Origin of the sequence: Synechococcus elongatus PCC 6301 (assembly GCF_000010065.1) — a bacterium.
GTDB lineage: Bacteria > Cyanobacteriota > Cyanobacteriia > Synechococcales > Synechococcaceae > Synechococcus > Synechococcus elongatus.
Genome location: NC_006576.1, coordinates 1,517,637 through 1,541,941, shown reverse-complemented (window position 1 = coordinate 1,541,941; position 24,305 = coordinate 1,517,637). Strand labels below are relative to the sequence as shown.

Sequence of the window (24,305 nt, the reverse complement as noted above, 5' to 3'; positions counted from 1 at the left end):
AGAGTCCCTTCATCCTAGGCCGCGCCCTCGAGCGATTGCTGCGTGCTAGTGGGGGAGTGGTGGTACCAAGAAGACCTGACCGGCAAAATTAACGCGATCGCCCTCCCGTAGTTGACGGCCTCGGCGAGTTTCTACCATGCCACTGACCTCAACTTGGCCGTCTTGGATGTAAAGTTTGGCTTCGCCCCCCGTTTGGGCGGCTCCCATCCATTTCAGAAACTGATCGAGGCGAATTGTCGCGGTTTCCGTGCCCACAGGCTTGATTCAAGTGCGATCGCTTCCATCCTAGAGTGCCGAGGTCTGATAGGTTGAGACGTGACCCCGTGTTCTCCTCAACCTCCTTGCAGAAGCACGCCAGCTACAACCTCCTTTGGCCTTATCTGCGGCCCCAAACGAAGACCATTGTTCAGGCCTTGCTCTGTACGCTGGTCTTCACGGCATTTTGGCCGATCTTGGCTTTCTTGGCAGGCCAGATGGTCAATCTGCTGGTACAGGGAAAAGTATGGGAACTGGCACGGCTGGCAGCGATCACGATCGTCGGCTTCCTCATCCATAAAGCTGCTCAGTATGGACAAGACTCCTTAATGGCGAAGGCGGCGCTTCAGATCGCCTACAACCTGCGGGTCAATACCTATCGACACATCCAAAGCCTGAGCCTCAGCTACTTCGAGAAGGCCAAAACTGGCGACCTCACCTACCGGATGACCGAGGACATCGATCGCGTTGGGGAAGTCGTCAATAAGGTCTTTCACGATGCGACACCCTCGATCCTGCAGCTGATCGTCGTGCTCAGCTACATGATCTATCTGAACTGGACGCTGACGCTGGCGATCCTAGTGATTGCGCCGATCATGGGTTTCTTGGTCGGCTGGTTTGGGCAGCAAATGTTGGTGTTTCCGCGGCGCAGTCAGTCGCGGATCTCAAACTTATCTTCTCTGCTAACGGAAGTCTTTAGCGGCATTCGTCTGGTGCGGGCCTTTGCTGCGGAACCCTACGAAATCGAGCGCTTCAGCCGCGAGGCCGAGCGTAACCGTGAGGCCCGCTATCGCACGGCTTGGCTGCGGGCCATTCAATATCCCGTCATTGGCTTTCTGCAGGCCGCTAGCATTCTCTTCATTGTCGTGCTGGGCAGTTGGCAGATTTCCACGGGCCAGCTCAACGGGCCAAATTTGGGCAGCTATGTGGCAGCGATCGCCATGTTAATTGACCCGATCGTCCACCTGATCGATAACTTCAACGAGTTCAAGCAGGGGCAGGCTTCCCTTGATCGCATTGATGAACTGCTGAGCATTGAGCCTGCGGTTCAAGAGGATCCCCAGTCACGGATGCTGCCGCCGATTACCGGCAAGGTGGAATTCCGACAGGTGAGCTTCAGCTATCGCAGCGACAGTGCGCCGGTGTTGCGCCAACTCAATCTGACGGTCGAACCAGGTGAAGCGGTTGCCTTGGTTGGGGCTTCAGGTGCGGGCAAATCAACCCTCGTCAATCTGATCCCGCGTTTCTACGACCCGCAGGATGGCGAAATTTTGGTGGATGGCATTCCCATTCGCAGTGTCACCCTCGGCAGTCTGCGGCGACAGATCGGTATCGTCCCCCAAGAGACAATCCTGTTCTCCGGCACGATTGCCCAGAACATTGCCTTTGGTCAGAGGCAGTTCGATCGCGCTGCCGTGGAAGAAGCCGCACGCATTGCCAACGCCCATCAATTCATCAGCCAAATGCCCGATGGCTATGACACATGGGTGGGAGAGCGCGGCGTCAACCTCTCCGGCGGTCAGCGGCAGCGGCTGGCGATCGCCCGCGCGGTCTTGCTGGATCCACGCATTTTAATTCTGGATGAGGCGACTTCGGCGCTTGATTCCGAGTCCGAAACCTTGGTGCAAGAGGCCCTAGAACGGGTGATGCAGGGACGGACGGTCTTTATCATTGCTCACCGTCTGGCTACGGTTCGTAATGCCAGCCGCATCTTGGTGATGGAGCGCGGCCAGATTGTTGAGGCAGGCAATCACGATGCGCTGTTGGCAGAGGCTGGCCGCTATGCGCGATACTACGCACAGCAATTTCGTGCCTGATCAGGATTAATGAAACGGACGCCCCAGACTGAATTGCCGGACTGGGAAGCGATCGCGGATTTGGATGCGATCGTGGTCGATAAACGAGCTCGTAAGCGGGCCACGGCAGCGAAAGGGCGACGGCGCGATCGCCGGTATGGAAAACGCTTGCTGCAGCATCAGATCGATGCGATCGCCGAAGACTGTGACCTAGATGAGGAAGCATGAGCGAACTGGGCTTGAGTCTGACGGCGATCGCGATTTTTACCACGACGGCATTAGCTTTGGTGGGACCAATGCTGGGTAGTTCTCCGCTGCTACCGGCGGGATTGGGTTTTAGCCTCTTGGTGCTGTTCAGTCTGGATGCGGTGACTTGGCAGGGGCGGGGTGCCACGTTACTGCTCGATGGCATTCAGCAGCGATCGCCCGAATATCGTCAGCGGATTTTGCATCACGAAGCGGGTCACTACTTGGTAGCAACCGCGCTGGGGTTACCCGTGACGGGCTACACCCTCTCAGCGTGGGAAGCGCTGCGCCAAGGACAACCTGGTCGCGGGGGTGTGCAGTTCCAAGCAGCTGCGCTAGAAGCCGAAGCCGCACAGGGGCAACTCAGTCAGCGATCGCTGGAACAGTGGTGTCAGGTGTTGATGGCCGGTGCAGCGGCAGAGCAACTGGTCTACGGCAACGTGGAAGGGGGAGCTGACGATCGCGCCCAGTGGAAACAACTGTGGCGGCAACTCGATCGCAATCCTGCCGAAGCGGATTTACGCAGTCGCTGGGGATTGTTACGGGCGAAGACTTTACTGGAGCAACAACGTCCCGCCTACGATGCTTTGGTGGCGGCGATGGCTGCAGAGGCCAGCATTGAAGACTGCAATCAAGCGATCGCCACTGCTTGGGTAGAAGAACCTGCGATCGCCGCTTAGTGAAGAGTCCAGAAGATTCCCCTCCCCTCTCGCCCAATGGACAAGGGAAATGTGATTCAGCATGAGTCAAGTCCCCAGTGCATGGATGGGTGTGCAATGACGGACAGAGGCTGTTGACTCTCAGTTATCCCTGTAAGCCAAATCGTCCGAAAATCACCAGCTGAAACGGTTAGGGTTGCATTGTTTTTAAGCACGAGCCATCAACAGTAAGAGCGATCGCGCAGGAACGGTTTAGTGTGTAGTTGCGGCGCGAGCAGGGGTTAGGGATTGGGCAATGCTGTGGAGTTATCTTTTGGCGACGATTGGAGCAGACTGGGCAGCAGTCGCATATCGTCAAAAATGAGATGGGCACCGGCTTCTTGCAGACGCCAAGCGGGCATGGAACCCGCGTAGCCAAACACTTGCATTCCTGCCGCCACGCCTGCCGCTACTCCCAAGGGGGTGTCTTCGATCACAGCGCAGGCCGTAGGATTAACCCCGAAGCGATCGGCGGCCAACAAAAAGACATCGGGAAATGGCTTGCCGCGAGGTACTTCAGTCACGCTGAAGATTCGTCCCTCAAATCGTGGCCAGAGCTTCGTCAGGCTCAGTGTGGTTCGCATCTTTTGATGATCACCACTGGACGCAACACAGTAGGGCAATTCAAGAGCATCCAAAGCCTCTTCAACCCCAGGAACGGCTTGTAGATGCGTTTCTAACGCGATACGGGTACGGCGTTGATAGTGCTGAACAAAGTCAGGGGGTGGAGGATTGCCTAACCGTCGCTCAATTAGTTTGAGACAGTCAGCCATGGAATGACCCACAAACTGCTCAAACATGTCATCCAAAGTCACCAACAGACCCAGTTCATTGAGCATGTCTGCAAAGACGCGATTAGTGATGCGTTCCGCTATCAACAAGCACACCATCACAGTCGAAAATCACCAGCTGAAACGGTGAAGTTTGCATTGTTTTTAAGCACGAGCCATCAACAGTAAGAGCGATCGCGCTGGGACGATGTAATCGCGCCGTAGGCAGGGTTTTGCCTCATCCGGCAGATGACAAGCTTCAAGATTCGGCAGTGAAGTATCGAGCAAGCGATACCAAACGCGGCCGCGAGGAGGCCTCGGCAACTGGAAGCGCAGGTCTTCCCAGTAAGCATTAAAGGCTAGGTAAAGCCATTCCTGCTGGCGAGGATGGCAGAGACTGACGGCCAGACTGTGGGACCACAGCGCCCAATCGGGTTGTTTGAGTTTGACGCCATGCCAGATGGCATAGGGACGACGCGGATGGGGTTCGTTCTGCAGCAGTTCGTTCTGTTGGAACATCACCAGCGACTGGGAAAGTTCAATCAGGCGGCGACTGAACACCAAGAAATCGGCATGGCGATCGCACAGCGACCAATCAAACCAGCTGATCTCATTGTCTTGGCAGTAGGCGTTATTGTTACCCTGCTGACTGCGTTTGACCTCATCGCCCATCGTCAGCATCGGTGTGCCCTGGGCGAGGAATAACGTGGCGAGCAAATTGCGCTGCTGCCGTTCCCGTAAGCTCAGAATCGTGGGGTCATCGGTCTCGCCTTCAATGCCGTAGTTCCAGCTGTAGTTGTCATTGGTCCCGTCCCGATTGTTCTCTCCATTGGCAAAGTTGTGCTTCTGGCTATAGCTGACTAGATCTCGCAGCGTAAAGCCGTCATGGCAGGTGATGAAGTTAATGGTGCGTCCGGCATACCATTGGTCTGTGCTGTAGACATCGGGGCTACCCAGCAGGCGTTGACTGAGGGCGTAAGTACAGCCCTGATCTCCACGCCAAAAACGCCGAATATCGTCCCGGAAGGGACCGTTCCAAGTCCCAAAGCGATCGCCAATAAAGGTACCAACCTGATATAAGCCGGCTGCGTCCCAAGCTTCAGCAATGAGCTTCGTACCGGCCAAAACCGGATCGGAATCAATCGCCCAAAGCAAGGGCGGATCCGATAGGGGGTTGCCATTGGCATCACGACTCAGCACCGACGCAAGGTCAAAGCGGAAGCCATCGACGTGCATTTCCGAGACCCAATAACGCAGGCAATCGAGAATCAGCGATCGCACGATCGAATTGTTAGCTTTGACGGTGTTGCCGCAGCCGGTGTAGTTGCGATAGCCCGCCTGTTCATCCAGCAGATAGTAGGTTGAATTCGCTAGACCTTTGAAAGACAGCGTTGGACCGTCTTCATTCCCTTCAGCAGTGTGGTTGAACACCACGTCGAGAATCACCTCAATCCCTGCTTGGTGGAGCGCCTTGACGAGGTCGCGGAACTCATCAACTGGACCAAGTGGATCATGGCGAGAGCTGTAGGCTGCGTGGGGCGCAAAAAAAGCCATGGTGCTGTAGCCCCAGTAGTTCTCGCGTCCTAAGGGGGCATCTTGGCGATCGAACTGGTGCACCGGCAGCAACTCAACGGCCGTGACGCCGAGGGATTGCAGGTAGGGAATTTTTTCGATTAGACCAGCGTAGGTGCCACGTTTTTCAGGGGCGACGCCGGAATTGGGATGCTTGGTGAAGCCGCCAACATGCAGCTCATAGATTACTGTGCGAGCGTAGGGTGTGCGTGGATGGCGATCGCCTTCCCAGTCGTAGTCGCTGGGGTCAACAACCACGCTACGCAGGGCTTGAACGCAGTTATTACTGGGTTTAATAGCCGCTTCGCGACTGTAGTGCTGCCAGCCGACAACCCCGCGAGCGTAGGGATCCAGCAGCACTTTGTTGGGGTTAAAACAGAGGCCGCGATCAGGTGCGTAGGGGCCAAAGACGCGGTAAGCATAGACCTGACCGGAGCGAATGCCCGGAATAAAAACATGCCAGTAGAAAGAGGTGCGATTGAGGTGCGGATCGAGGCGCACTGTCCGTTGAGGCTGGGCACCCTCAGGGTCATCAAACAGCAGTAATTCAACGCCCGTCGCGTACTTGGTGTAGAGCGAGAAGTTGACGCCGGTGGGATAGACGGTTGCCCCGAGGGGATAGCTTTGGCCGGGGTCAACAGCCACGGTCGATTCAGGGCGACGGGATGAAACAGTCATGGCAGTCCTTAGAGCGCCGTTAGCCACTGCTGCAAGACTGGTGGCAAGGGCAAAACAATCAAAATGAGGATAAAGAGGGCCAAGAAGCCAATGCCATCGCGGCGATCATCCAGTTCACTCAAGTCATTCAACGCCGGTTCATCGGCGACTGGAAGCAACAATAACAACAGTGCCCGGAGCAGGAGTTCCGATCGCACAAAGGAAAGGGCGAGGATGCAGAGACGCGCCACCTGACCAATGACTGCCCCTTGGCGCTGGCCAAACATGGCATGGACGATGTGACCGCCATCCAGTTGGCCGACGGGCACCAGGTTCAAGGCCGTGACAATCAAGCCCAAGTAACCCGCGATCGCGACGGGATGCAGTTGCAGGGCCTGATTCAGTCCTAGGCGATCGCCCAAACTGAGATGACTGATCAACCCCATCAGGATCGAGACGCCCGGATCAAGGGCTGAGAAGTTGAGCAGCCCGGACCGCTCTGGCATCGGCACCACCTGAGATTGTGTCAGCCCCCAGATCAGCAGCGGCAGGGTGATCACCAAACCCGCGAGGGGACCCGAGACGCCCACATCAAACAGAGCCTTGCGATCGGGAATCGGACTGCGGATACGGACAAAGGCGCCAAAGGTTCCTAAGAAAGCGGGCACCGGAATGAAGTAGGGCAAGCTCGCTTGCAGGCGGTGTTTACGAGCAGCCCAGAAATGGCCAAATTCATGTACGCCGAGAATCGCGAGTAGCGAGAGGGCGTAGGGTAAACCGCGCAACAGTGCCGCTGGATTGTCTTCTAAGGATCTTGCTAGCTGGGGCTGGATTTCGGCCAGTTGACCCGCATAGCTAAGTACAAAGCCCACCAAGGTTGTGGTCAGTAGCGTCAGCCCCAACAGCACCAGCGCTAGCATGGGCTTGAGGGCCAGGCGAGGTTGTTGGCGCAGGGGGTTGGGAATCAGGGCAAAAAAGGGCTTGCCGGCATTGTCTTCTCGCAGCATCACCAGAAAGCGATCGCCAAACTGTTGCTGCACTGCCGTCTGCACTTGCTCATAAACTGTGGCGGGATCACCTCGCAAATTTCCCCGACAAATGACGGCTTGATAGCGATATTCCAGTCGCTGCAGATTGAAGCGATCGAAGGGAAAACACTGACGAACCTGGGCTTCTTCCTCTGCGGTCAGCGATCGCGCCGGTGGGGCACTGGCCACTTGCAAGGTCTCTGAGGCTGCCGCGATCGCTGCTGCTTCGGTCTCATTGGTAGGCAGCGATCGGCTGGGTGGGAGGCGTCCCCATTGCAGCAACGTCCAGTAGAGCAGTGAACTAATCAGCAGCGGCAGCAGGAAAATCACAAACGGGAGCTGTCCCCCCTGCTGACCGAGTAGGAGTCCCCAGCCAATCCAAATGAAGGCAGGCATCATCAGCACCAGCCAGAGCAACCAGACTGGCGTGCGGCTGAGGCGCGGCACATTGCGCTGCAACATCCAGTAAGAACCAACCGCCAGAAGGATTAACCAGAGAAGCAGAAAAAGCATTACGTCAGGGAATCCGCTTCATCCAATCTATCGGACTGCTTTTTGCTCCGTTTACCAAGAGCGGGTTAAGCGTGGCACGATCGCAACAGTTCCCTTCCTCAACCGCTGTGTCTGTTTCGCCGCCTGCTGCCTCCTCGATCGCCAAGCCTCCCCAGCCTGTTTTGGATGGTCTGTGGGCGTTTGCGCCCAACCGCGACACCCTAGGGGGGACAGCCTACTTCCTGAAATTGCCCCAGGGCAACTGGTTGATTGATGCACCGGCTTGGCATGGCGAAACCCAGGCTTTTGTCGAGGAGCAAGGTGGTTTGCAAGGGGTCTTTCTGACCCATCGCGGGGCTTTTGGTAAAGCGATCGCCATTCAGCAACACTTTGACTGCGACTTGGTGGTGCAAGAGCAGGAAGCCTACCTATTGCCCGGCGCAAACGTCACAACCTTTGAACAGGAACAGGCGATCGCTCCAGCCTTAACTGCTATTTGGACTTGTGGCCACAGTCCGGGTTCCGCTTGCCTGTATTGGGAGGGGCACGGTGGTGTTCTCTTTACAGGTCGCCATTTGCTGCCAACTCGCGCAGGGGGGGTTGCCCCACTTCGCACCGCCAAGACCTTTCACTGGCCGCGTCAAATCCGTAATACTCAAATGCTTTGCGATCGCTTCAGCTCTGAAACCTTGGCTTGGATCTGCCCTGGTGCTAGCAGTGGCTTTTTGCGCGGCCGCAAAGCAATCGCCTCGGCCTACATGCAGCTGCAACAGCTGGACTGGTCTGCGCTATCGGAAGCTCAGCCGCTCCTCTAGTCCCGGGCTAACGACATTTTTTAGCTTCAGAACTGACCAGTATTTTTCTGAGTCAATATCTGAGTATTTGCAATAACTATTAACTGTTCTGTCACCTGCAGATACCAAGAGACTGCTAGACGCAATTTCAAACAGTTGAATTGTGTTGCAAGGGGTGAAGAAAGCCGGACGATCGCGATCGCAGCCGTTAATCTAGGCCATCCATCATCCTACAAACCCCTCCTATGGACGAGCCGCCGATTTCCGATTGCCCCCTGACTTGGCAAGATCTCGATTTGGGATCGCCTACCGTCGCCGTTCGTTGCCTCGGTTTAGGTTTGTTGTCCCTAGTAGCTTGCTGTCTGCTCTTTCAACTTCTAGGCACCATCACGTTTGATCCGATTGCGATCGATGCCGTAACTTCGGGCCAACAGCGCTAGACCAGTTCCCTGAAAGTCAAAGGTTGAACTTTTAAACTCCCCAGGCAGGATTCGAACCTGCGACCAATCGGTTAACAGCCGACCGCTCTACCACTGAGCTACTGAGGAACGTACCTGAATTAACTTAGCAGAGGCCGAAAAACTCTGCAAGACTTTCAGCCCGCAAAGTCGCAACCTCTGCTGAACACAGCTCTAGAGTGTGCTGTGGTAGAGCTCCAGCACTTTATCCCAAGCATCTGCAGCCGCTGCAGGAACGTAGTCAGAGCGTTGATCGCAGAAGAAGCCATGGCCCGCCGCATAGCGGAAAACCCGATGCCGATCGCTAGCTGCAGTCAGGGCTGCTTCGACTTGGTCAATTTCTTCAATAGGGATCAACGGATCGGTCGTGCCGTAGAAGGCATAGACCGTGCCCCCAATCGCAGGTGTGCGGCTGATCGTCGGTTCACCGCCACCCGGCGTAAAGGTCGCAATTCCCGCACCGTAGAAAGCGGCAGTCGCTTGTACAGCAGGCAAAGTTGCCGCCAGATAGACGACATGGCCACCAAAGCAAAAGCCAATCGTGCCCACAGCATCTGCCTTGGCGTCGGGACGACTGCGGAGATAGGCAATGACAGCCTCCAGATCACTGAGCAGCTGCGGGGCGGTGGTCAGCTCCTTGTGGCGGCTGCCGATCGCCATGTCTTCGACGGTGTAATTCAGTTCAATGCCAGGGGCGGTGCGCTGATAGATAGCGGGTGCGATCGCCACAAACCCTTGTCTGGCCAATCGTTCGACCACTGATCGAATATGGCTATTGATGCCAAAAATCTCTTGAATCACCACTACTGCAGGGTAGCGACCGGGTTCGCTCGGCGCGGCTACGTAGGCATCAATTTCGAGATCGGGGGCTGGAACCTTAACCCATTCAGTGGCGATCGCAGTGGACATGATGGTGAATTCCGCAGAAGTCTCTCTGGCAGTGTGCCACGCCCTCGCCCACGACAGGGGATTGGATTGATACAGCCCGCCCGCTATTCTGGAGCTCAGATTGTGGCGGTTCAGGATCAATGATTCGTTTTCACATCCAAGCCGACAGCGACATCCCTGCGTCGACACAGCTATACAACCAGATTCACTTCGCGATCGCGTCTCGCCAGTATCCGCCGGGGCACAAGCTGCCCAGCACCCGCCAGCTAGCCATGCAGACGGGATTGCATCGCAACACGATCAGCAAGGTCTATCGCCTGCTCGAAGAAGACGGCGTTGTCGAAGCCCAGGCCGGTTCCGGCATCTATGTGCGGGGGGGCAATGACCCTCGTGAGACGGCGAAGAGTCAGCGCTTGCGCAAGCAGTATCCCGATATCGATCAACAGATTCGTGATCACATTGACACGTTGTTGCAGCAGGGTTGCTCCCTAGCTGAGATCCGTGAACTGTTCTTAGCAGAGGTGGATTGGCGGTTGCGCTGTAGCGCCAGCGTCCTAGTCACAGCGCCTTTGCAAGACCTAGGAGCGGCGGAGTTGATGTATCGGGAGCTGTCCCAAGCCTTGGGTGTGCCCGTTGAAGTGGTTCCCTTGGAAGAGTTGGGCGCCATCCTCAAACAAAAAGACAGCGGCACTGTGGTCACAAGCCACTACTTCTTCCAAGATGCCGAGGCGATTACTGCTAGCCTTGGGGCTCGCACGATCGCGCTGGATCTCTACGACTATCGCGAAGAACTCTCATTCTTGAGTCAGCAAAAGGAAGGTAGCTGCATCGGCATTGTCAGTATTAGCCCGGGCATCCTGCGGGCGGCGGAAATTATCATCCACAGCTTGCGCGGCGAAGCACTGCTGATCATGTCCTGTCAGCCCAATGACCAAACCAAGTTGGAAGCGATGCTGCGCAGTGCGTCGGTGATCATCTGCGATCAATCCAGCATTGACAACGTCAAGCAGCGCGTCAGTGCGATTCGGGACGACTTGATCCGCTTACCCCGTTTGCTCTGCAGCAAAAGCTACATCAGCGAGGCCTCGATCGCTCTGCTGAAGCGGGAACTGGGTTTGAACTAAACCACAGGCTGAGGTGTACTTGGTCCGAGATAGGTGGCGATCGCCGGCGAAAACACCTCATAGATTAGCGTCAGCGGCTGTCCTTGGTGCCAGAACAGGTAATAGCGTCCCCAGAACGGCCCAGTCTGGCCGAAAGCCTCACTCAGAGCGGCGCTATCACCGTATTCAACGCCTTGGATATCGCGATAGAGCTCTGTCCGTAAATCGGCAAGATTGGCCCAAATCGGTTGGGCGCGATCGCGTAGGTAGGCATCAACCCGCTGCTGGGTCCACCAAGAGGTGGCGTAGGCGAGACGCTGACCGGAAGCAGTGCGCAACCAGACCTGTCGCCGTAGCCGTGGCCCCGCGATCGCACGGATTGGTGGAGGGGCGCCGTCATCTTGATCGGCGATCGGGGCCATTTCGATGACGTCCACCGCAGTCGGTTCCCCTGTCAGGAGCTGTAGGTGGCGTGTGGGCGAGCCATCCCCCAGCAGGAGCAATTGCCAAGCGGGAGCGAGTTGACTGTGGGGCAATCCCTGAATGACCGATCGCTGATCGCCCCGCCAGAGCGTTTGTAAGGCATGCCAGCCCTGCAAAGTGGAAGTACCGCGATCGCTGGAAGCCATTAATTTCGTTACAGAAGTTAACGTTACCCTGATTCTAACGATCCCGAAGTTATGGGTGGCTGCCCGATTGTGTTTTGGCAGAAATCCTGTTTTTAGCTCAGGGACTCAGCTGACTTGAGCAGACTGGCAATCGCCATGGCCTAATCTGACTCGTAGCAGTTCTTGCCAAGGTGACAGTGCTAGCTTGCCTCAAAAAACTGCGCGAGGCCTGACTGAAGAGGAACGGTGTTGGGCTGCGGGGTCGAGAATCGCAGTGCTAGGCTGCAACAAAATCAACCAGCTTCCATTCGTTGGTCTGCTGCAGACGATCGCTGAGACGACGAAAGACCTGTTCACAGTGGTTATTGGACTTCAATGGCAGTTCTTCGTTTTTGCAAATGAACTGTAGCGAAATGCGATCGCCTTTTGCCATTGTGGTGTTGACCAAGACTTCAGTCACAACCAGTTGCGAAAAAGGAACTTTGCCAGCCGGTTCCCGCGCCACTAGATAGTCTGCTGAATTGTGCAGAATACTTAGGTTGCAGGCTTCTAGGGTCTCATGTAGCACTGGATAGAGCGAACCGAGAGGAATTTCAACGGTTGTAGAGCAGGTGTAGCGAGCCATGGGCGCCTAGGCAAGCAAGAATTAGGACTATTGAAGCGTAGAATCTGCAGGTTTAATTGTTCGTAATGTCACTAAGGTGACTGGCTCAAGGAAGAAGATTGAACTTCGGTAACTTCATTGTCCTAGAAGGCATTGATGGCTGCGGCAAAAGCACGCAGCTACAGCGCTTGGTTAATTGGCTGCCCCACTCCTCGTTATTGCAACCTGGGCAAGTGATTGTGGCGACGCGAGAGCCGGGCGACACGGCCTTAGGTCAAGCCCTGCGATCGCTGCTCTTGACTCAGGATTGGGCAGATCAGCCACTGCAACCGATGGCGGAGCTGTTGCTCTATGCGGCCGATCGCGCTCAGCATGTGGAAACCGTGCTCAGGCCCCAACTAGCCGCAGGTGCCGTTGTCGTCTGCGATCGCTATGTAGATTCCACGGTGGCCTACCAAGGCTATGGCCGGGGTTTGGATCAGTCTGCGATCGCCCAACTCAATGCCCTTGCGACTGCTGGTTTGCGCAGTGATCTGACCCTCTGGCTTGATTTGCCCGTGGCGATCGCGGCAGAACGCTGCCAAGCTCGGGGTCAGGGCGATCGGATGGAGGCCGCAGGGCTGGCGTTTCAAGAGCGCCTGCGTCAAGGATTTCAGGCGATCGCGGCGGCAGAGCCTGATCGGGTGGTTCGCATCGATGCAGCTGGAGATCCTGATCAGGTTGCCGCTCGTATTCAAGCCGTGGTGCAACAGCGCTGGCCCCGGTGATGAATCCCTTTGCGCCGCTCATCGGTCAAGACCTTGCCGTTCAGTTGCTGCTGGCAGCCTGCGATCGCGATCGCTTGGCGCCGGCTTACCTGTTTGCTGGTCCTGATGGCACCGGTCGTGGACTGGCTGCCCGTTGTTGGGCACCGCTCCTCTTGGCTGATCAGTCGGGACGGGTCGCTCGCGGCAATCATCCCGATCTGCTCTGGGTTGAGCCGACTTATTCCCAGCAGGGAACCTTGATTCCTGCAAGTCAAGCCCAAGCCCAGGGAATTCAGCGGCGAACACCGCCCCAAGTGCGACTGGAGCAAATTCGCCAAATCACTCAGTTTCTGGCACGACCTCCTCTCGCTGCCCCGCGATCACTGGTGGTGATTGAACAGGCTGAAACGATGGCTGAGGCGGCAGCCAATGGGTTGCTCAAAACGCTAGAAGAGCCCGGTCAAGCCACGATTATCCTGATGGCACCGAGTCCTGAGCTGCTACTGCCAACCCTTGTTTCTCGTTGCCAGCGAATTCCCTTCTATCGCCTTTCTGAGCAGGCGATGGCGCAAATTTTGCAGACCCACGGCTTTACAGAAATTCTCGACGCGCCAGCGGTTCTGGCCTTAGCTCAAGGCAGTCCAGGAGCAGCTATCAGCCATTGGCAACAACTGCAAGCAATCCCGCCAGAATTGCGCGATCGCCTTCAGCAACGGCCAAACTCTTTGCAAGTGGCTTTGGAACTGGCGCAAGCGATCGATGCTGGCCTCGACGTCGAAGCCCAGCTTTGGCTTTGTCGCTACCTCCAGCAGCAGGGCTGGTCCCAGCAACAGCTGCAGTCCCAGCAACTGCTCCAGCTCGAACAGGCACAGAAACAACTGCGAGCCTTTGTTCAGCCGCGACTCGTCTGGGAAGTGCTGCTCAGTGCTTGGGTTCAGGACGCCGAAGGAAACTGATCGGCGTGTTGGTGGAGTTCCGTCTCGGCCGGCAGCTCAAGGCAGTAGCCCGCTCCATAGACCGTTTTGATGTAGCGCGGGTGCCGGGGATCGGGCTCGAGCTTGGTGCGCAGATGACGGATGTGGACGCGAATCGTCTCGATGTCATCGTCGGGATCATAGCCCCAGACTTCTTTGAGGATTTCGCTCGGCGCAACCGTTTGGCCGTGGCGTTGCAACAGGCAGTGCAACAACTCAAATTCCAAGTGAGTCAGCTTGACCGTGCGGTTGAACCAAATGGCCTCAAACCGCTCGGGAATCAGGGTCAGCGGACCGTAGCTGAGAATTTCGCTATGGCGGGCTGCATGGGGAATGCGATCGGTGCGCCGCAGCAAGGCACGCACGCGGGCCAGCATCTCTTCAACTTCGAAGGGCTTAGTCAGATAATCGTCAGCACCCGCGTTGAAGCCTTCAACCTTATCCTGAGTCTGTCCGAGGGCGGTCAGCATCAGCACCGGAATTTCGGCAGTACGCTCATCGCGCCGCAGTCGCTGACAGACGGTAAAGCCATCAACCCGCGGCAGCATTAGATCCAGCATGATCAGGTCGGGAACTAGCTGAACAGCTAAAGCCTGACCTTTAATGCCGTCCTCAGCTTTGCGTACGTCATAGCCAGACATCTCCAGATTGACGGCGACCAGCTCCAAGATGGCTGAGTCATCATCGATCACGAGGATGCGGGGTTTCATAGGGTAACATTCCGGGAGGACAAACCAGCGGACTAGGCTTTAGCAAAAACGCGGTAAGCTTTGTGCTGGCAGCGGCTTACAGCGGATCAATTTATGTTTTCTTAAAAATGATAGTGGCTCTGTTCTGGTGAGGTCGCAGGGCGTAGAAAATCTTTAAGTTGTCTTTATATTTGTCCGAGCTTTGCGGTTTTAGCAGTGGTGCTAGTCCAGTGCTCTGTCCGTAATTGCGGTTGGATAATTGTTGAGAAGCAACTGATAAGGACTGCAGTCAACCATCAAATTACTCAATCCCTGCTTCTGCAGTTTCTTAGGATTGAACTGCTGTTGAGATAGCGGCCAAAAGTAAGCTGTATTGAAGTAGCGATCGCTCTTGATCTGAGCCTTGATCAACTCAAGTAATCAGGAGCGATCGAAGCGTTGGAGATTAATTGAGACGCAGGGCTTGGGCTTCGGCTTTGGCTTTTTCTAGGGCTGCCTTGAGGTTTTCTTCATCGGCAAAGCTCAAGTTCGTTTGTAGAATCCGGGCGTCTTTGGCGTAGACTCGCAACTCTTTCAGGATGCGATCGGGGGTTGCTTCGCGGATGAGGAGGCAGAGGGCGGCTGATCCGACCTGCAGGGTTTCGCCGACCTCGCGCAGAAAGTCATCGTTGATGCCAATGTCGCTCAAGGAACCGCTGAGTGCACCAGCCGCTGCACCGATCGCCGCACCCGCCAAGGGATTGAGGAAGATCAAGCCGACAAGGGTGCCCCAAAAACCGCCGCTGACGGCACCAGTTGCCGTTAAATTAATCGCTTGATTGAGTTTGACATGGCCCTCGGAATCCTTGCTGACAACAACAGCATCTTCTAGGGCAATTAAATGTTCTGTCTGTAGCTGAGCAAGTTTGATTCGGACTTCTTCGGCTTCTTGCGAATTGGGAAATCCGACAACAACAAGTGAACTCATAGGGATTGAGCAAGCATTAGGAATAGTTCTACGGTAACCAGCGACAGCAGAATCGTCCGAAGATTGCAACTGCTTGTAATAAAGTCCAACTAGCGCAACTTGTTATCTGGAATACTTCCTAGTCGACCTTCAATATCAGCTTCTGCTTCAAGGGAAAGCGATCGCAGTTGATCAAGGAGTGCCGGACTGACCTGTTGCCAGAGATCTCGCTGATGAGCTTTTAGGAGGCGATCAGCCATATCTCGCAAGGCCAAAGGATTGTGGGTTTGAATGAAGGCTTGAATTTTGGGATCAAGTAAATAAGTCTCAGCAACTCCCTGATACATATAGTCGGGAACAATTGCCGTTGTTGCATCATAGGCAAACAAAAAGTCGAGCGTTGCAGCCATTTCAAATGCGCCTTTATAACCATGGCGCATTGCCCCTTCAATCCATTTGGGATTGATGACGCGGGAACGATAAACCCTCGCTATTTCTTGTTGTAGCGATCGCACCCTGGGATTATCCATACAGGAATGATCCCCAAAGTAGAGCTGGGGTTGCTGCCCTTGAATCAAGGCTGTCGCTGCTGCTAGCCCACCTTGAAACTGATAATAGTCATCGGAATCAAGTAGGTCGTGCTCGCGATTGTCCTGATTCTGGAGCACAATTTGTAGCTGTTGGAGTCGTTGCGTAAATGCTTCGGGCTCAGGCTGACCAATGCCTTGTCCGCTGTAAGCATAGCTACTCCAATTGAGATAGGCCCGCCCCAAATCATCGGCAGAGTCCCAATTCTGCGATTCAATTAACCCCTGCAAACCCGCGCCGTAGGCACCGGGCTTGGAACCGAAGACCCGATAACGCGATCGCCGTTGGGCTTGCTCGAGCGTCAATCCTTGCTGTTGCCAACTCTTAGTTTCTTGACGAACTTTGGCAGCGATCGGATTCCAATCTTCAGGCTCGTCTGAATCGGCAACTGCTGCGATTGCTTGGTCAAACAAGTCAATCAGATTGGGAAATGCATCTCGAAAGAAGCCGGAAATTCGCAAAGTGACATCGACTCTCGGGCGTTGCAATAGTGATAGCGGCAGGATTTCAAAATCAATCACCCGCCGCGAACTGCCCTCCCAAACCGGCTGCACGCCAATCAGCGCCATTGCTTCGGCCAGATCATCACCGCCGGTGCGCATCGTGGCGGTTCCCCACAACGACAGAGCCAGTGTCTGCGGATATTCGCCCTGCTCTTGGGTGTAGGCCTCGATCAAGCGATCGGCTGCTTTGCGTCCCACATCCCAAGCACTTTCTGTTGGCAGCGATCGAATATCGACGGCGTAGAAATTGCGACCCGTTGGTAAAACTTCAGGTCGGCCACGAGTTGGGGCACCCGAAGGGCCAGCAGGAATATAGTGACCGGCCAGACCGCGCAGCAATGCTGTCATTTCCTGATCGGTTTGCCGGAGGTTGGGCAACAGCGATTGTTCAATCCAATCGAGTTCTGCCTGTAGCTCAATTGAGTCAGTAACGGTCGTGATTGCCTGCCCTTGTAGTAACTGATCAATTGCATCCGCCGCGATCGCCTCTAGTTGCTCAACTGCTTCGCCTACTGTTCTGCAGCAGTGGGACTGTACTTGCAGGTTGGGCGTCAATAGACTAGCTAGATCTGCTGTCAGAGGATCAAATTCCAATCCGTAGGCTTGAGCGATCGCGCGGGTTAAACCTTGGCGACCGGCTGTGGGATGGCGAGCAATGGAAATGATCAGATCGCGCAGCTGTCGACCTTGGGGGCAACTGCCAAAGATATGGAGACCATCGCGAATTTGTGACTCTTTCAGTTCACAGAGATAGCGATCGGCATTAGTAATCAAGGCAGCCAGTTGATCGGGATCGAGTTGCCGAGGATCTTGATCTGGCGTCAAACCCTGAATTTCAGCACTGAGATGATCTTGTTGAATCAGTTGGCTAATGCGATCGCGAATTGCAGGTAGTCGCTTGGGGTCAAGCGTTTGAGCATCGTAATATTCATCAATTAGACTCTCTAGCTTTTGCAGCCCGCCATAGAGTTCAGCTCGTGTCATCGGAGGCGTCAGGTGATCGAGAATAACTGCCTGCGATCGCCGTTTTGCTTGAGAACCCTCACCGGGATCGTTGACAATAAAGGGATAGAAATGGGGCAGCGGACCAAGAGCAATTTCGGGATAGCACTGCTCAGAAAGTGCCAGACTTTTGCCCGGTAGCCATTCTAGGTTGCCATGCTTGCCGACATGGACAATCGCATCAGCCCCAAAATCCGATCGCAGCCACTCATAAAAGGCTAAATAGTCATGAGTCGGCTCAAGATCGGGTGCGTGATAGTTCAAGGCTGGATCGCGATCGTAGCCCCGAGCTGGTTGAATTCCAATGAAGACATTCCCAAACTGAATCCCCGCGATCGCAAAATTGGATTCAGGCTGACCCCAGCGAGTTTGAATTGCAGACTGAACAGTTTTGGGTAGCGTCTGGAACCAAGCAGAATAGTGCTCGTGGCTCAAGCACTGATAAATGGGATTCAGCCCTTGGGTTTCAGGATCATTGGTAATACCTGTAGTGAGTTGCTGAATGAGTTGATCGACATCCTCGGGAAGATCGCTGAGATAATACCCTTCCTGTCGCAAAGCTTTAAGGATTTCTAGACAGCTTGCAGGGGTATCTAAACCAACGCCATTAGCAATACGACCATTGCGAGTTGGATAGTTCGCAAGGATCAGTGCTACTTTGCGGTCGCAGGTTGGTTTTGTTCGTAACTTCACCCAATTCGCTGCTAAATCCGCTACGAACTGAATGCGATCGGGCAAGGGCTGATAGCCCAAAACATCGGTTTCTAAGGCTGGATTCCAGCCTTGAGTCGCTTTGAAGGAAATTGCCCGGGTAATGATCCGGCCATCGACTTCTGGCAAGGCGACATTCATCGCCACATCTCGTGGTGATAAACCTCGCCAATCCTGTTGCCAACTCTCGAGGCTACCGCCGCTGAGGATGACTTGTAAGACTGGTACATTAAGCAACTGCCAAAGCTGCGAGGGTTCTGCTTCTGCGATCGCTTCCCGCTGCAGTGCTAGCGGTTGCAAAACTGAAAAACTGGTGGTGTTGATCAGGACTTGAATCTCGGATTCAGGCTGATATTTGAAGTAGTCAACTATCTCCGCTTGGATCTCCGCATCACGCAGGGATGTCACAAAGAGCGGCACTGGATAGAGACTGCGATCGCACAAGGCTTGGCAAAGTGCATCAATCGCCGCCAGATTCCCTGCTAGATAGTGAGCACGATAGAAAAGAATGCCGACCTGCGGTGTGGTTGCATAGTCTAGTGCTGTCAGGAAGGGATAGCGACCTACCGCTGGAATTCGTTGCGGTGCTTCATAACTAAACCTTGGGGATACACCTTGGTGGGCTGCCCATCGCAGGGCATTGGCCAGATTGGCAACACCGCCTTCGAGAAAGTATTGCCAGCCTTGCTGCACCTCAGCCAAGGGTAAGGCCGACTGGCTCATCAAGTCTAAATCTGGCTGATTGTCGCCCGGCAAGACAATCAGTGTGGCCCCACTGCGCTCAACCGTCTCGCGCACAACCTCTAAGCCGTAAGACCAGTAGGAGCGGCCTCCCAGCAACCGCAGCAGGATAACCTGCGCCTGTGCCAGCACCGACTCGGCGTAGGTATCAATCGACAGTTGCTGCTGTAACTGCAGCAGATTGACCACGCGCACAGCGGGAAAGTCAGCGGGCAAAAAAGCCCGAGCTTGGGCGATCGCGCTGACATCCGTGTCGGCCGCCGTCAGAAAAACAATCGGGGCAGGCGACTGTTCCACGAAGATCACGCCCTCGGTGGCTGGTGTCCAACCGCCGGGGATGGCCGCGAGTCGGTGCATTCAGATTCTCGGGTGGGTCTTCTGCGTTATACAGCAGTTGACTATCAAGCTGTTGCCGGTCAGCCCAGAGGTCAACCGGTATTGCTCCGCTTTTCAGAATGAATGAAGAGGCGATCGCCTCCGACGGGTGCTGGCTTAGACGGAAATCGGCTGCTCGGCAGCAACAGCCCCAACGGCACCGGAGTAGAGTAGCCCGCGCTTCACATCCAGCGTCAGGATTGAACCGTCACGCACGACGCTAGTGGCGTTCTTGACGCCAACAATCACGGGAATACCGAGGCGCAGGCCAATCACGGCGGCATGGCTGGTCAAGCCTTCCTCTTCCGTGACAATGCCGCTGGCTTTGCGAATCGCTTCGATGTAGTCCGCTGAGGTCTGGGTGGCAATCAGAATTTCACCTTGGGCCAAGGTCGCCGCTTCCGCTGCATTGTGGATGACGCGAGCCTTGCCACTGACACTACCCTGTCCAACGCCAATCCCCCGAGCAATCACTGCCGTGACGATTTCGACCTTGACCAAGTCAGTGGAACCGGAAACGCCCGGCAGGGTGCCGGCTGTCATCACTACCAGATCGCCTTCTTTGAGCAAAGTGCGCTCTTGGGCGACGTTGAGGGCAGCGCGGAAGGTTTGGCTCGTCGAAGGCAAATCAACGACCAGAAGCGGCTGCACGCCCCAAACCAGTTGCAGCTGACGCGCTACATCAATGTTGGGCGTAACCGCCAAAATCGGCGTGGTCGGGCGGAATTTGGAGACGTTGCGGGCTGTCGCGCCGCTTTGGGTCAGGGTCATAATTGCGGCCGCATCTAATTGCTCGGCGATATGACCCACCGCTTGGCTGATCGCATTGGGAATCGAGCTAGTCGGCGTCGGGTTGAGGGTGATGTATTGCTGCTCAGCTTCGATCCGATGGGCGATCGTGGCCATGGTTGAAACGGCTTCAATCGGAAACTTACCGACGGCTGTTTCGTTGGAGAGCATCACCGCGTCGGTGCCATCCAGAATGGCGTTAGCGACGTCCGAAATCTCAGCCCGGGTCGGCCGCGGATTGCTGACCATGCTGTCCAGCATTTGGGTCGCGGTAATCACCGGAATGCCGAGACGATTGGCGGTGCGAATCAGTCGTTTTTGCAGAATCGGCACTTCTTCTGCTGGCAGCTCAACGCCGAGGTCACCCCGCGCCACCATCACGCCATCACAGAGCGAGAGCACGGCTTCCATCTGCTCGATCGCTTCGTGCTTCTCAATCTTGGCGATCACGGGCACTGACTTCCCAGCCCGAGAGATCAGTTCTTTGATTTCGAGAACATCCTGCGGGTTGCGGACAAAGCTGAGGGCGACCCAGTCCACCCCTTGATCCAGACCAAAGATCAGGTCTTCGCGGTCTTTATCCGTCAGGGCTTTGACAGACAGATAGACGCCGGGGAAGTTGACCCCTTTGTTATTCGAGAGGATGCCACCCACCACGACTTCGCAGTGCAGCTCACGAGTTTGGCGATCGACCTTGACCACCGTCATTTCGACGCGGCCATCATCAAGCAGAATCGTTGCGCCTTCCGGCACTTCATCGGCCAGCGGTTCATAGGTGACCGAGCTGATTGTTTGCGAGCCCGGTACACTGCGGCTGGTCAGGATGAAGGAGTCACCCTTTTGGACTGTAATTGGGCCATCGGCAAAACGACCGAGGCGGATTTTCGGTCCCTGCAAGTCTTGCAGAATGCCAACGGGACGATTGAGCTCGAAGGAGATCTGACGGATCAGGCGAATGCTGCGCTGATGATCGTCGTGGGTTCCGTGGGAGAAATTGAGCCGTAATGTCGATGCGCCAGCTTCGATCAACGCCCGTAGCACCTCGGGCTTGGACGTTGCAGGGCCAATCGTGGCGACAATTTTAGTGCGGCGCTGAAAGTCGTTGGGTTGCATCGACAGCAGAGGCGAATGGGGCGGATAGCCGTGGAAAAGAGAGACCAGGACTCACGGAAGATAGTACCAACAGGGACCCGTCTTATTGCTGTTTTGATGCAGAGGAAACTCAACGGTGGATTTTCAGGACTACCAGCGACAGTCGCGCCAAACCGCCTGCTACCCCCAGGCCGGTCGTAACTTTCTCTATCCCACCTTAGGCTTGTGCGGTGAAGCGGGCGAAGTGGCCGAGAAAATTAAAAAGGTGATTCGCGATCGCCATGGCCAGATCGATGCCGAAACCCAAGCGGCGATCGCCAAGGAATTGGGCGATGTGCTCTGGTACGTGGCGCAACTGGCGACGGAACTGGGACTCGAGATGGACGCGATCGCGTCAGCCAATTTGGAAAAACTGCGATCGCGCCAACAGCGGGGCGTCTTGCAGGGCGACGGCGACAACCGCTAGTTCTGGGCGGCTTGGACGACGGCGATCGCCTGCTGGGTCAGATGCGGAAAGTCACTGTTGTCATCCCAAGGGGCATGCACGTACTCACCGTTGATGTAAAGGCGGGCAAACTCCGCTTCGTTGCCCTCAGCCGCTTGGGGCTCCAGGGTAATTGGCTGCCGTAGTTGTGCCGGTTGGAGTTGGGCGATCGCCACCAGTAAGGACTTACTGAACACCGATTGCGCACCGGATTCCAGCACGTAATGGCGATCGGCTTTGATGTGCAAATGCAGCTTGGGAACGGCTTTGCCGCGCCGCTGCAGCTCCCGAATTTCAAGACCGACGATATAGCCGGTAAGTGCTGGTGCCTCGATTGCGATTGGATGACCCTCGGCATCGAGGCGATACCAATTACAGCCTTGGCTACGGTTGACATAGATGTACTGGCGTCCGGGGCTGGGGCCAAAGCCCAAGGATTCATCCGCCGGTCGCAGGGCTTGGGCGATCGCGCCTAGTTGCTGAGCAATGTCTTTTAAGAGCGGTTCTAAAGCAGTTTGTGTGTCGATAGTCATAATCACAAAATCATTCAGTGTAAAAGCGGCCTTAGAGTGCCACGCTATGATGAGTAATGTGACTTAGGCTACGGTCGTGCCTTACAATTCTTGACCTACTGCGTCAAAGGGTGCCGCAAGCCACCATTTCAGCCGCTGCGATCGCTCACACTACAGAGATTTCACTCCTAGCGCCCATGATTTCGACTGTCAGCAAACCGCGTGTCGTCGTCATTGGCGGCGGTTTTGGAGGGCTGTATACCGCCCTCAATCTTGGCAAGACCTCTGTCGAGCTCACCCTGATTGATAAACGAAACTTTCACCTGTTTCAACCCTTGCTGTACCAAGTGGCTACAGGGGAAATTTCGCCGGGCGATATCCCTGCGCCGCTCCGGGCGATCGTAGGTCGTAACCCCAATACCCGCGTCATTCTCGGTGAAGTGACTGACATCGATCCGCAGGCCCATTGGGTGCGCGTTGGCGATGAAATTGTCGAATACGACTACTTGGTTGTGGCGACGGGTGCCAGCCACCACTACTTTGGCAACGACCAATGGCAGCCCTTTGCTCCGGGGCTGAAAACGGTTGAAGATGCGCTGGAAATGCGCCGCCGGATTTACTTTGCCCTCGAGCAAGCTGAGCAGGAGAGCGATCCAGAGCGTCAGCAAGCTTGGTTGACCTTCACGATCGTGGGAGCAGGCCCCACCGGCGTTGAACTAGCTGGCGCGATCGCGGAATTAACCCGCGGTGAAATGCGCAAAGAATTCCGCAATGTCGACACCACCAAAGCCAAGGTCATTTTGATTGAAGGCATGGATCGGGTCTTACCACCCTTCCCGCCAGAGCTGTCAGCCCAAGCGCAAGTACAGCTAGAAGGCTTGGGCGTGACTGTGCAAACCAAAGCCATGGTCACCGACATTCAAGAAGATCGCGTCGTCTTTAAGACTGGCGACGACTTGCATGAGATCCCTAGCCGCACGACCCTTTGGGCTGCGGGCGTCAAAGCGTCACCCTTGGGCAAGCTCCTAGCGCAACGAACCGGTGCAGAACTCGATCGCATTGGTCGCGTCATCGTCCAGCCTGATTTGCAGCTGCCGACTGACCCCAACGTCTACGTCTTGGGTGACCTGGCCCACTGCCCTGATCAAGCAGGCAACCCACTGCCCGGTGTGGCAGCAGTCGCGATGCAGCAGGGGGCTTATCTCGGTAAGGCACTCAAGCGGCGGCTGAAGAGTCAACCCGTTGATCCCTTCCGCTACCAAGACTTCGGCAGCATGGCAGTGATTGGCCGTAACGCTGCGGTTGCCCGCTTAGCAGGTATTCGCCTCAGTGGTTTCCCCGCATGGCTGGTCTGGGCTTTTATCCACGTCTGGTATTTGATTGAATTCGACAGCAAATTGCTGGTGATGGTGCAGTGGGCTTGGACCTACTTCAACCAGAAACGCGGCACTCGCCTAATCGTCAATCATCACCGCATGTCGGCCCCGGCAGCGATGACTAATCCGGCCGAAAAAGAGTTGGCGAAGTCCTAGCTGCTGTTGGGTTGTCTCAGTCCTTGCTGCGATCGCACGGGGGCTGAGACAGAATAGAGGCCAGAGTCTGAGTGGCCAGCATGGTTGCGATTCCTCGGAACTTCCACCTCAGTCCGCATCAGTTTGAGCAGCTTTGTCGGGCCAATCCCGATTGCCGCTTTGAGTTGGATGCTGACGGACAATTAATTGAAATGAGCCCTACCCATTGGCAGAGTGGCCGTCGCAATCAGGCGATCGCCACACAGCTTGGTCTGTGGTTCCGGCAAACCAAACAAGGCGCTATCTTTGACTCTTCAACGGGTTTTCGCTTGCCGAATGGTGCGATTCGTTCGCCGGATGCTGCTTGGGTGACACCGGAACAGTTAACGCGGGCGGTGACACGAGGCCTGGATGAGTTCTTTCCAGGCTGTCCGGCTTTTGTAATTGAACTGGCGTCTGCGAGCGATCGCCCAGATGATCTGCGTGGCAAACTTGCAGAATATCTGGCAAATGGCTGTCAGCTCGGCTGGCTGATTCTACCGACATTTCGACAAGTAGAAGTATGGCGATCGTCCCAAGATCCAGAATGTCTTGAGAATCCAGAAATCATTTCTGCCGATCCACTCCTCACTGGTTTCAGTCTGGATCTCCGCGAAATTTGGTAGTTGCTCTA

23 protein-coding genes and 1 tRNA gene are annotated in these 24,305 nt (G+C 55.5%); 11 read left to right on the top strand and 13 right to left on the bottom strand.

Annotated elements, in window-relative coordinates:
• Nucleotides 1-45: 45 nt before the first annotated feature.
• Nucleotides 46-255 (bottom strand): RNA-binding S4 domain-containing protein, encoded by a 210-nt coding sequence (locus SYC_RS07550; protein WP_011243735.1) that lies wholly within the window; start codon nt 253-255, stop codon nt 46-48.
• A 68-nt stretch (nt 256-323) separates the two neighbouring features.
• Between SYC_RS07550 and SYC_RS07545 the strand changes: the two genes are divergently transcribed.
• From SYC_RS07545 to SYC_RS07535, 3 genes are read left to right on the top strand one after another with little or no spacing between them, the layout of a single operon-like run.
• Nucleotides 324-2,072, top strand: coding sequence for an ABC transporter ATP-binding protein (locus tag SYC_RS07545; protein ID WP_081422176.1), 1,749 nt, complete (start codon nt 324-326; stop codon nt 2,070-2,072).
• Between the two features lie 9 nt (nt 2,073-2,081).
• On the top strand, nt 2,082-2,279 hold the full coding sequence (locus SYC_RS07540; RefSeq protein ID WP_011243733.1) for a hypothetical protein: 198 nt from the start codon (nt 2,082-2,084) through the stop codon (nt 2,277-2,279).
• Nucleotides 2,276-2,977, top strand: a complete 702-nt coding sequence (locus SYC_RS07535; protein ID WP_011377432.1) for a hypothetical protein — start codon at nt 2,276-2,278, stop codon at nt 2,975-2,977. Before SYC_RS07540 ends, SYC_RS07535 begins: the two co-directional genes overlap by 4 nt.
• Nucleotides 2,978-3,237: 260 nt before the next feature.
• Here SYC_RS07535 and SYC_RS07530 read toward each other — a convergent pair whose 3' ends face one another.
• The 3 genes from SYC_RS07530 to SYC_RS07520 are packed head-to-tail and all read right to left on the bottom strand — an operon-like array spanning nt 3,238 to nt 7,535.
• Nucleotides 3,238-3,885, bottom strand: coding sequence for an HAD family hydrolase (locus tag SYC_RS07530; protein WP_419756793.1), 648 nt, complete (start codon nt 3,883-3,885; stop codon nt 3,238-3,240).
• Between the two features lie 45 nt (nt 3,886-3,930).
• Nucleotides 3,931-6,015 carry a glycogen debranching protein GlgX gene (gene glgX / locus SYC_RS07525; protein ID WP_011243730.1) on the bottom strand — a complete coding sequence of 695 codons (2,085 nt, stop codon included), beginning with the start codon at nt 6,013-6,015 and terminating at the stop codon, nt 3,931-3,933.
• An 8-nt stretch (nt 6,016-6,023) separates the two neighbouring features.
• Entirely contained in the window at nt 6,024-7,535 is a 1,512-nt protein-coding gene (locus SYC_RS07520; RefSeq protein WP_011243729.1) for a site-2 protease family protein, read from the bottom strand.
• A 107-nt stretch (nt 7,536-7,642) separates the two neighbouring features.
• Here SYC_RS07520 and SYC_RS07515 point away from each other — a divergent pair, with 107 nt between their 5' ends.
• The gene (locus SYC_RS07515; protein ID WP_231621368.1) at nt 7,643-8,329 is read left to right on the top strand and encodes an MBL fold metallo-hydrolase; all 687 of its coding nucleotides are present in this window, start codon (nt 7,643-7,645) and stop codon (nt 8,327-8,329) included.
• 224 nt (nt 8,330-8,553) lie between these two features.
• Nucleotides 8,554-8,748 carry a hypothetical protein gene (locus SYC_RS07510; protein WP_039755509.1) on the top strand — a complete coding sequence of 65 codons (195 nt, stop codon included), beginning with the start codon at nt 8,554-8,556 and terminating at the stop codon, nt 8,746-8,748.
• Between the two features lie 36 nt (nt 8,749-8,784).
• Here SYC_RS07510 and SYC_RS07505 read toward each other — a convergent pair.
• Together SYC_RS07505 and SYC_RS07500 are read right to left on the bottom strand one after the other, a co-directional pair.
• Nucleotides 8,785-8,856 (bottom strand) — tRNA-Asn (locus SYC_RS07505).
• An 84-nt stretch (nt 8,857-8,940) separates the two neighbouring features.
• Nucleotides 8,941-9,675, bottom strand: coding sequence for a dienelactone hydrolase family protein (locus tag SYC_RS07500; protein ID WP_011243727.1), 735 nt, complete (start codon nt 9,673-9,675; stop codon nt 8,941-8,943).
• A gap of 119 nt (nt 9,676-9,794) precedes the next feature.
• Between SYC_RS07500 and SYC_RS07495 the strand changes: the two genes are divergently transcribed.
• A complete protein-coding gene (locus SYC_RS07495) occupies nt 9,795-10,778 on the top strand; it encodes a GntR family transcriptional regulator (RefSeq protein WP_011243726.1) in 984 nt (327 codons plus the stop codon).
• Here SYC_RS07495 and SYC_RS07490 read toward each other — a convergent pair.
• Together SYC_RS07490 and SYC_RS07485 are read right to left on the bottom strand one after the other, a co-directional pair.
• Entirely contained in the window at nt 10,775-11,386 is a 612-nt protein-coding gene (locus SYC_RS07490; RefSeq protein ID WP_011243725.1) for a chorismate lyase, read from the bottom strand. The two genes, SYC_RS07495 and SYC_RS07490, sit on opposite strands and share 4 nt — an antisense overlap.
• 256 nt (nt 11,387-11,642) lie before the next feature.
• Nucleotides 11,643-11,990, bottom strand: a complete 348-nt coding sequence (locus tag SYC_RS07485; RefSeq protein ID WP_011243724.1) for a hypothetical protein — start codon at nt 11,988-11,990, stop codon at nt 11,643-11,645.
• 98 nt (nt 11,991-12,088) lie between these two features.
• On the opposite strand from SYC_RS07485, the gene tmk reads away from it, so the two are divergent.
• Nucleotides 12,089-12,736 carry a dTMP kinase gene (tmk, locus tag SYC_RS07480; protein WP_011377435.1) on the top strand — a complete coding sequence of 216 codons (648 nt, stop codon included), beginning with the start codon at nt 12,089-12,091 and terminating at the stop codon, nt 12,734-12,736.
• Nucleotides 12,736-13,671: a DNA polymerase III subunit delta' gene (locus SYC_RS07475; protein ID WP_011377436.1), complete on the top strand. Its 936-nt coding sequence runs from the start codon at nt 12,736-12,738 to the stop codon at nt 13,669-13,671. The genes tmk and SYC_RS07475 overlap by 1 nt, the downstream gene beginning before the upstream one ends.
• Here the strand turns inward: SYC_RS07475 and SYC_RS07470 are convergent.
• The 4 genes from SYC_RS07470 to pyk form a co-directional block, all read right to left on the bottom strand.
• Entirely contained in the window at nt 13,650-14,399 is a 750-nt protein-coding gene (locus SYC_RS07470; protein WP_011243721.1) for a response regulator transcription factor, read from the bottom strand. The two genes, SYC_RS07475 and SYC_RS07470, sit on opposite strands and share 22 nt — an antisense overlap.
• 424 nt (nt 14,400-14,823) lie before the next feature.
• Nucleotides 14,824-15,345, bottom strand: coding sequence for a DUF1269 domain-containing protein (locus SYC_RS07460; protein WP_011243720.1), 522 nt, complete (start codon nt 15,343-15,345; stop codon nt 14,824-14,826).
• 89 nt (nt 15,346-15,434) lie between these two features.
• On the bottom strand, nt 15,435-19,226 hold the full coding sequence (gene cobN, locus SYC_RS07455) for a cobaltochelatase subunit CobN (RefSeq protein ID WP_011243719.1): 3,792 nt from the start codon (nt 19,224-19,226) through the stop codon (nt 15,435-15,437).
• Between the two features lie 135 nt (nt 19,227-19,361).
• The gene (pyk, locus tag SYC_RS07450) at nt 19,362-21,146 is read right to left on the bottom strand and encodes a pyruvate kinase (RefSeq protein ID WP_011243718.1); all 1,785 of its coding nucleotides are present in this window, start codon (nt 21,144-21,146) and stop codon (nt 19,362-19,364) included.
• A 115-nt stretch (nt 21,147-21,261) separates the two neighbouring features.
• Here pyk and SYC_RS07445 point away from each other — a divergent pair, with 115 nt between their 5' ends.
• Nucleotides 21,262-21,591 carry a nucleoside triphosphate pyrophosphohydrolase family protein gene (locus tag SYC_RS07445; protein WP_011243717.1) on the top strand — a complete coding sequence of 110 codons (330 nt, stop codon included), beginning with the start codon at nt 21,262-21,264 and terminating at the stop codon, nt 21,589-21,591.
• Here SYC_RS07445 and SYC_RS07440 read toward each other — a convergent pair.
• Nucleotides 21,588-22,142 carry a hypothetical protein gene (locus SYC_RS07440; protein ID WP_011377439.1) on the bottom strand — a complete coding sequence of 185 codons (555 nt, stop codon included), beginning with the start codon at nt 22,140-22,142 and terminating at the stop codon, nt 21,588-21,590. The two genes, SYC_RS07445 and SYC_RS07440, sit on opposite strands and share 4 nt — an antisense overlap.
• A gap of 176 nt (nt 22,143-22,318) precedes the next feature.
• On the opposite strand from SYC_RS07440, the gene SYC_RS07435 reads away from it, so the two are divergent.
• Nucleotides 22,319-23,653, top strand: coding sequence for an NAD(P)/FAD-dependent oxidoreductase (locus tag SYC_RS07435; protein WP_011243715.1), 1,335 nt, complete (start codon nt 22,319-22,321; stop codon nt 23,651-23,653).
• A gap of 80 nt (nt 23,654-23,733) precedes the next feature.
• Complete coding sequence (locus SYC_RS07430) at nt 23,734-24,297, top strand: Uma2 family endonuclease (protein WP_011243714.1); 564 nt, start codon at nt 23,734-23,736, stop codon at nt 24,295-24,297.
• The last annotated feature ends 8 nt before the right edge of the window (nt 24,298-24,305 follow it).

What these genes read in the sequence shown, in the direction of transcription:
- SYC_RS07435 (WP_011243715.1), top strand. Translation starts at nt 22,319, where the DNA reads ATGATTTCGACTGTCAGCAAACCGCGTGTCGTCGTCATTGGCGGCGGT.
- glgX (WP_011243730.1), bottom strand. Translation starts at nt 6,015, where the DNA reads ATGACTGTTTCATCCCGTCGCCCTGAATCGACCGTGGCTGTTGACCCC.
- SYC_RS07485 (WP_011243724.1), bottom strand. Translation starts at nt 11,990, where the DNA reads ATGGCTCGCTACACCTGCTCTACAACCGTTGAAATTCCTCTCGGTTCG.
- SYC_RS07460 (WP_011243720.1), bottom strand. Translation starts at nt 15,345, where the DNA reads ATGAGTTCACTTGTTGTTGTCGGATTTCCCAATTCGCAAGAAGCCGAA.
- SYC_RS07510 (WP_039755509.1), top strand. Translation starts at nt 8,554, where the DNA reads ATGGACGAGCCGCCGATTTCCGATTGCCCCCTGACTTGGCAAGATCTC.
- SYC_RS07540 (WP_011243733.1), top strand. Translation starts at nt 2,082, where the DNA reads ATGAAACGGACGCCCCAGACTGAATTGCCGGACTGGGAAGCGATCGCG.
- SYC_RS07500 (WP_011243727.1), bottom strand. Translation starts at nt 9,675, where the DNA reads ATGTCCACTGCGATCGCCACTGAATGGGTTAAGGTTCCAGCCCCCGAT.
- SYC_RS07520 (WP_011243729.1), bottom strand. Translation starts at nt 7,535, where the DNA reads ATGCTTTTTCTGCTTCTCTGGTTAATCCTTCTGGCGGTTGGTTCTTAC.
- SYC_RS07470 (WP_011243721.1), bottom strand. Translation starts at nt 14,399, where the DNA reads ATGAAACCCCGCATCCTCGTGATCGATGATGACTCAGCCATCTTGGAG.
- pyk (WP_011243718.1), bottom strand. Translation starts at nt 21,146, where the DNA reads ATGCAACCCAACGACTTTCAGCGCCGCACTAAAATTGTCGCCACGATT.
- SYC_RS07490 (WP_011243725.1), bottom strand. Translation starts at nt 11,386, where the DNA reads ATGGCTTCCAGCGATCGCGGTACTTCCACTTTGCAGGGCTGGCATGCC.
- SYC_RS07440 (WP_011377439.1), bottom strand. Translation starts at nt 22,142, where the DNA reads ATGACTATCGACACACAAACTGCTTTAGAACCGCTCTTAAAAGACATT.
- cobN (WP_011243719.1), bottom strand. Translation starts at nt 19,226, where the DNA reads ATGCACCGACTCGCGGCCATCCCCGGCGGTTGGACACCAGCCACCGAG.
- SYC_RS07475 (WP_011377436.1), top strand. Translation starts at nt 12,736, where the DNA reads ATGAATCCCTTTGCGCCGCTCATCGGTCAAGACCTTGCCGTTCAGTTG.
- SYC_RS07430 (WP_011243714.1), top strand. Translation starts at nt 23,734, where the DNA reads ATGGTTGCGATTCCTCGGAACTTCCACCTCAGTCCGCATCAGTTTGAG.
- SYC_RS07535 (WP_011377432.1), top strand. Translation starts at nt 2,276, where the DNA reads ATGAGCGAACTGGGCTTGAGTCTGACGGCGATCGCGATTTTTACCACG.
- SYC_RS07530 (WP_419756793.1), bottom strand. Translation starts at nt 3,885, where the DNA reads ATGGTGTGCTTGTTGATAGCGGAACGCATCACTAATCGCGTCTTTGCA.
- SYC_RS07495 (WP_011243726.1), top strand. Translation starts at nt 9,795, where the DNA reads ATGATTCGTTTTCACATCCAAGCCGACAGCGACATCCCTGCGTCGACA.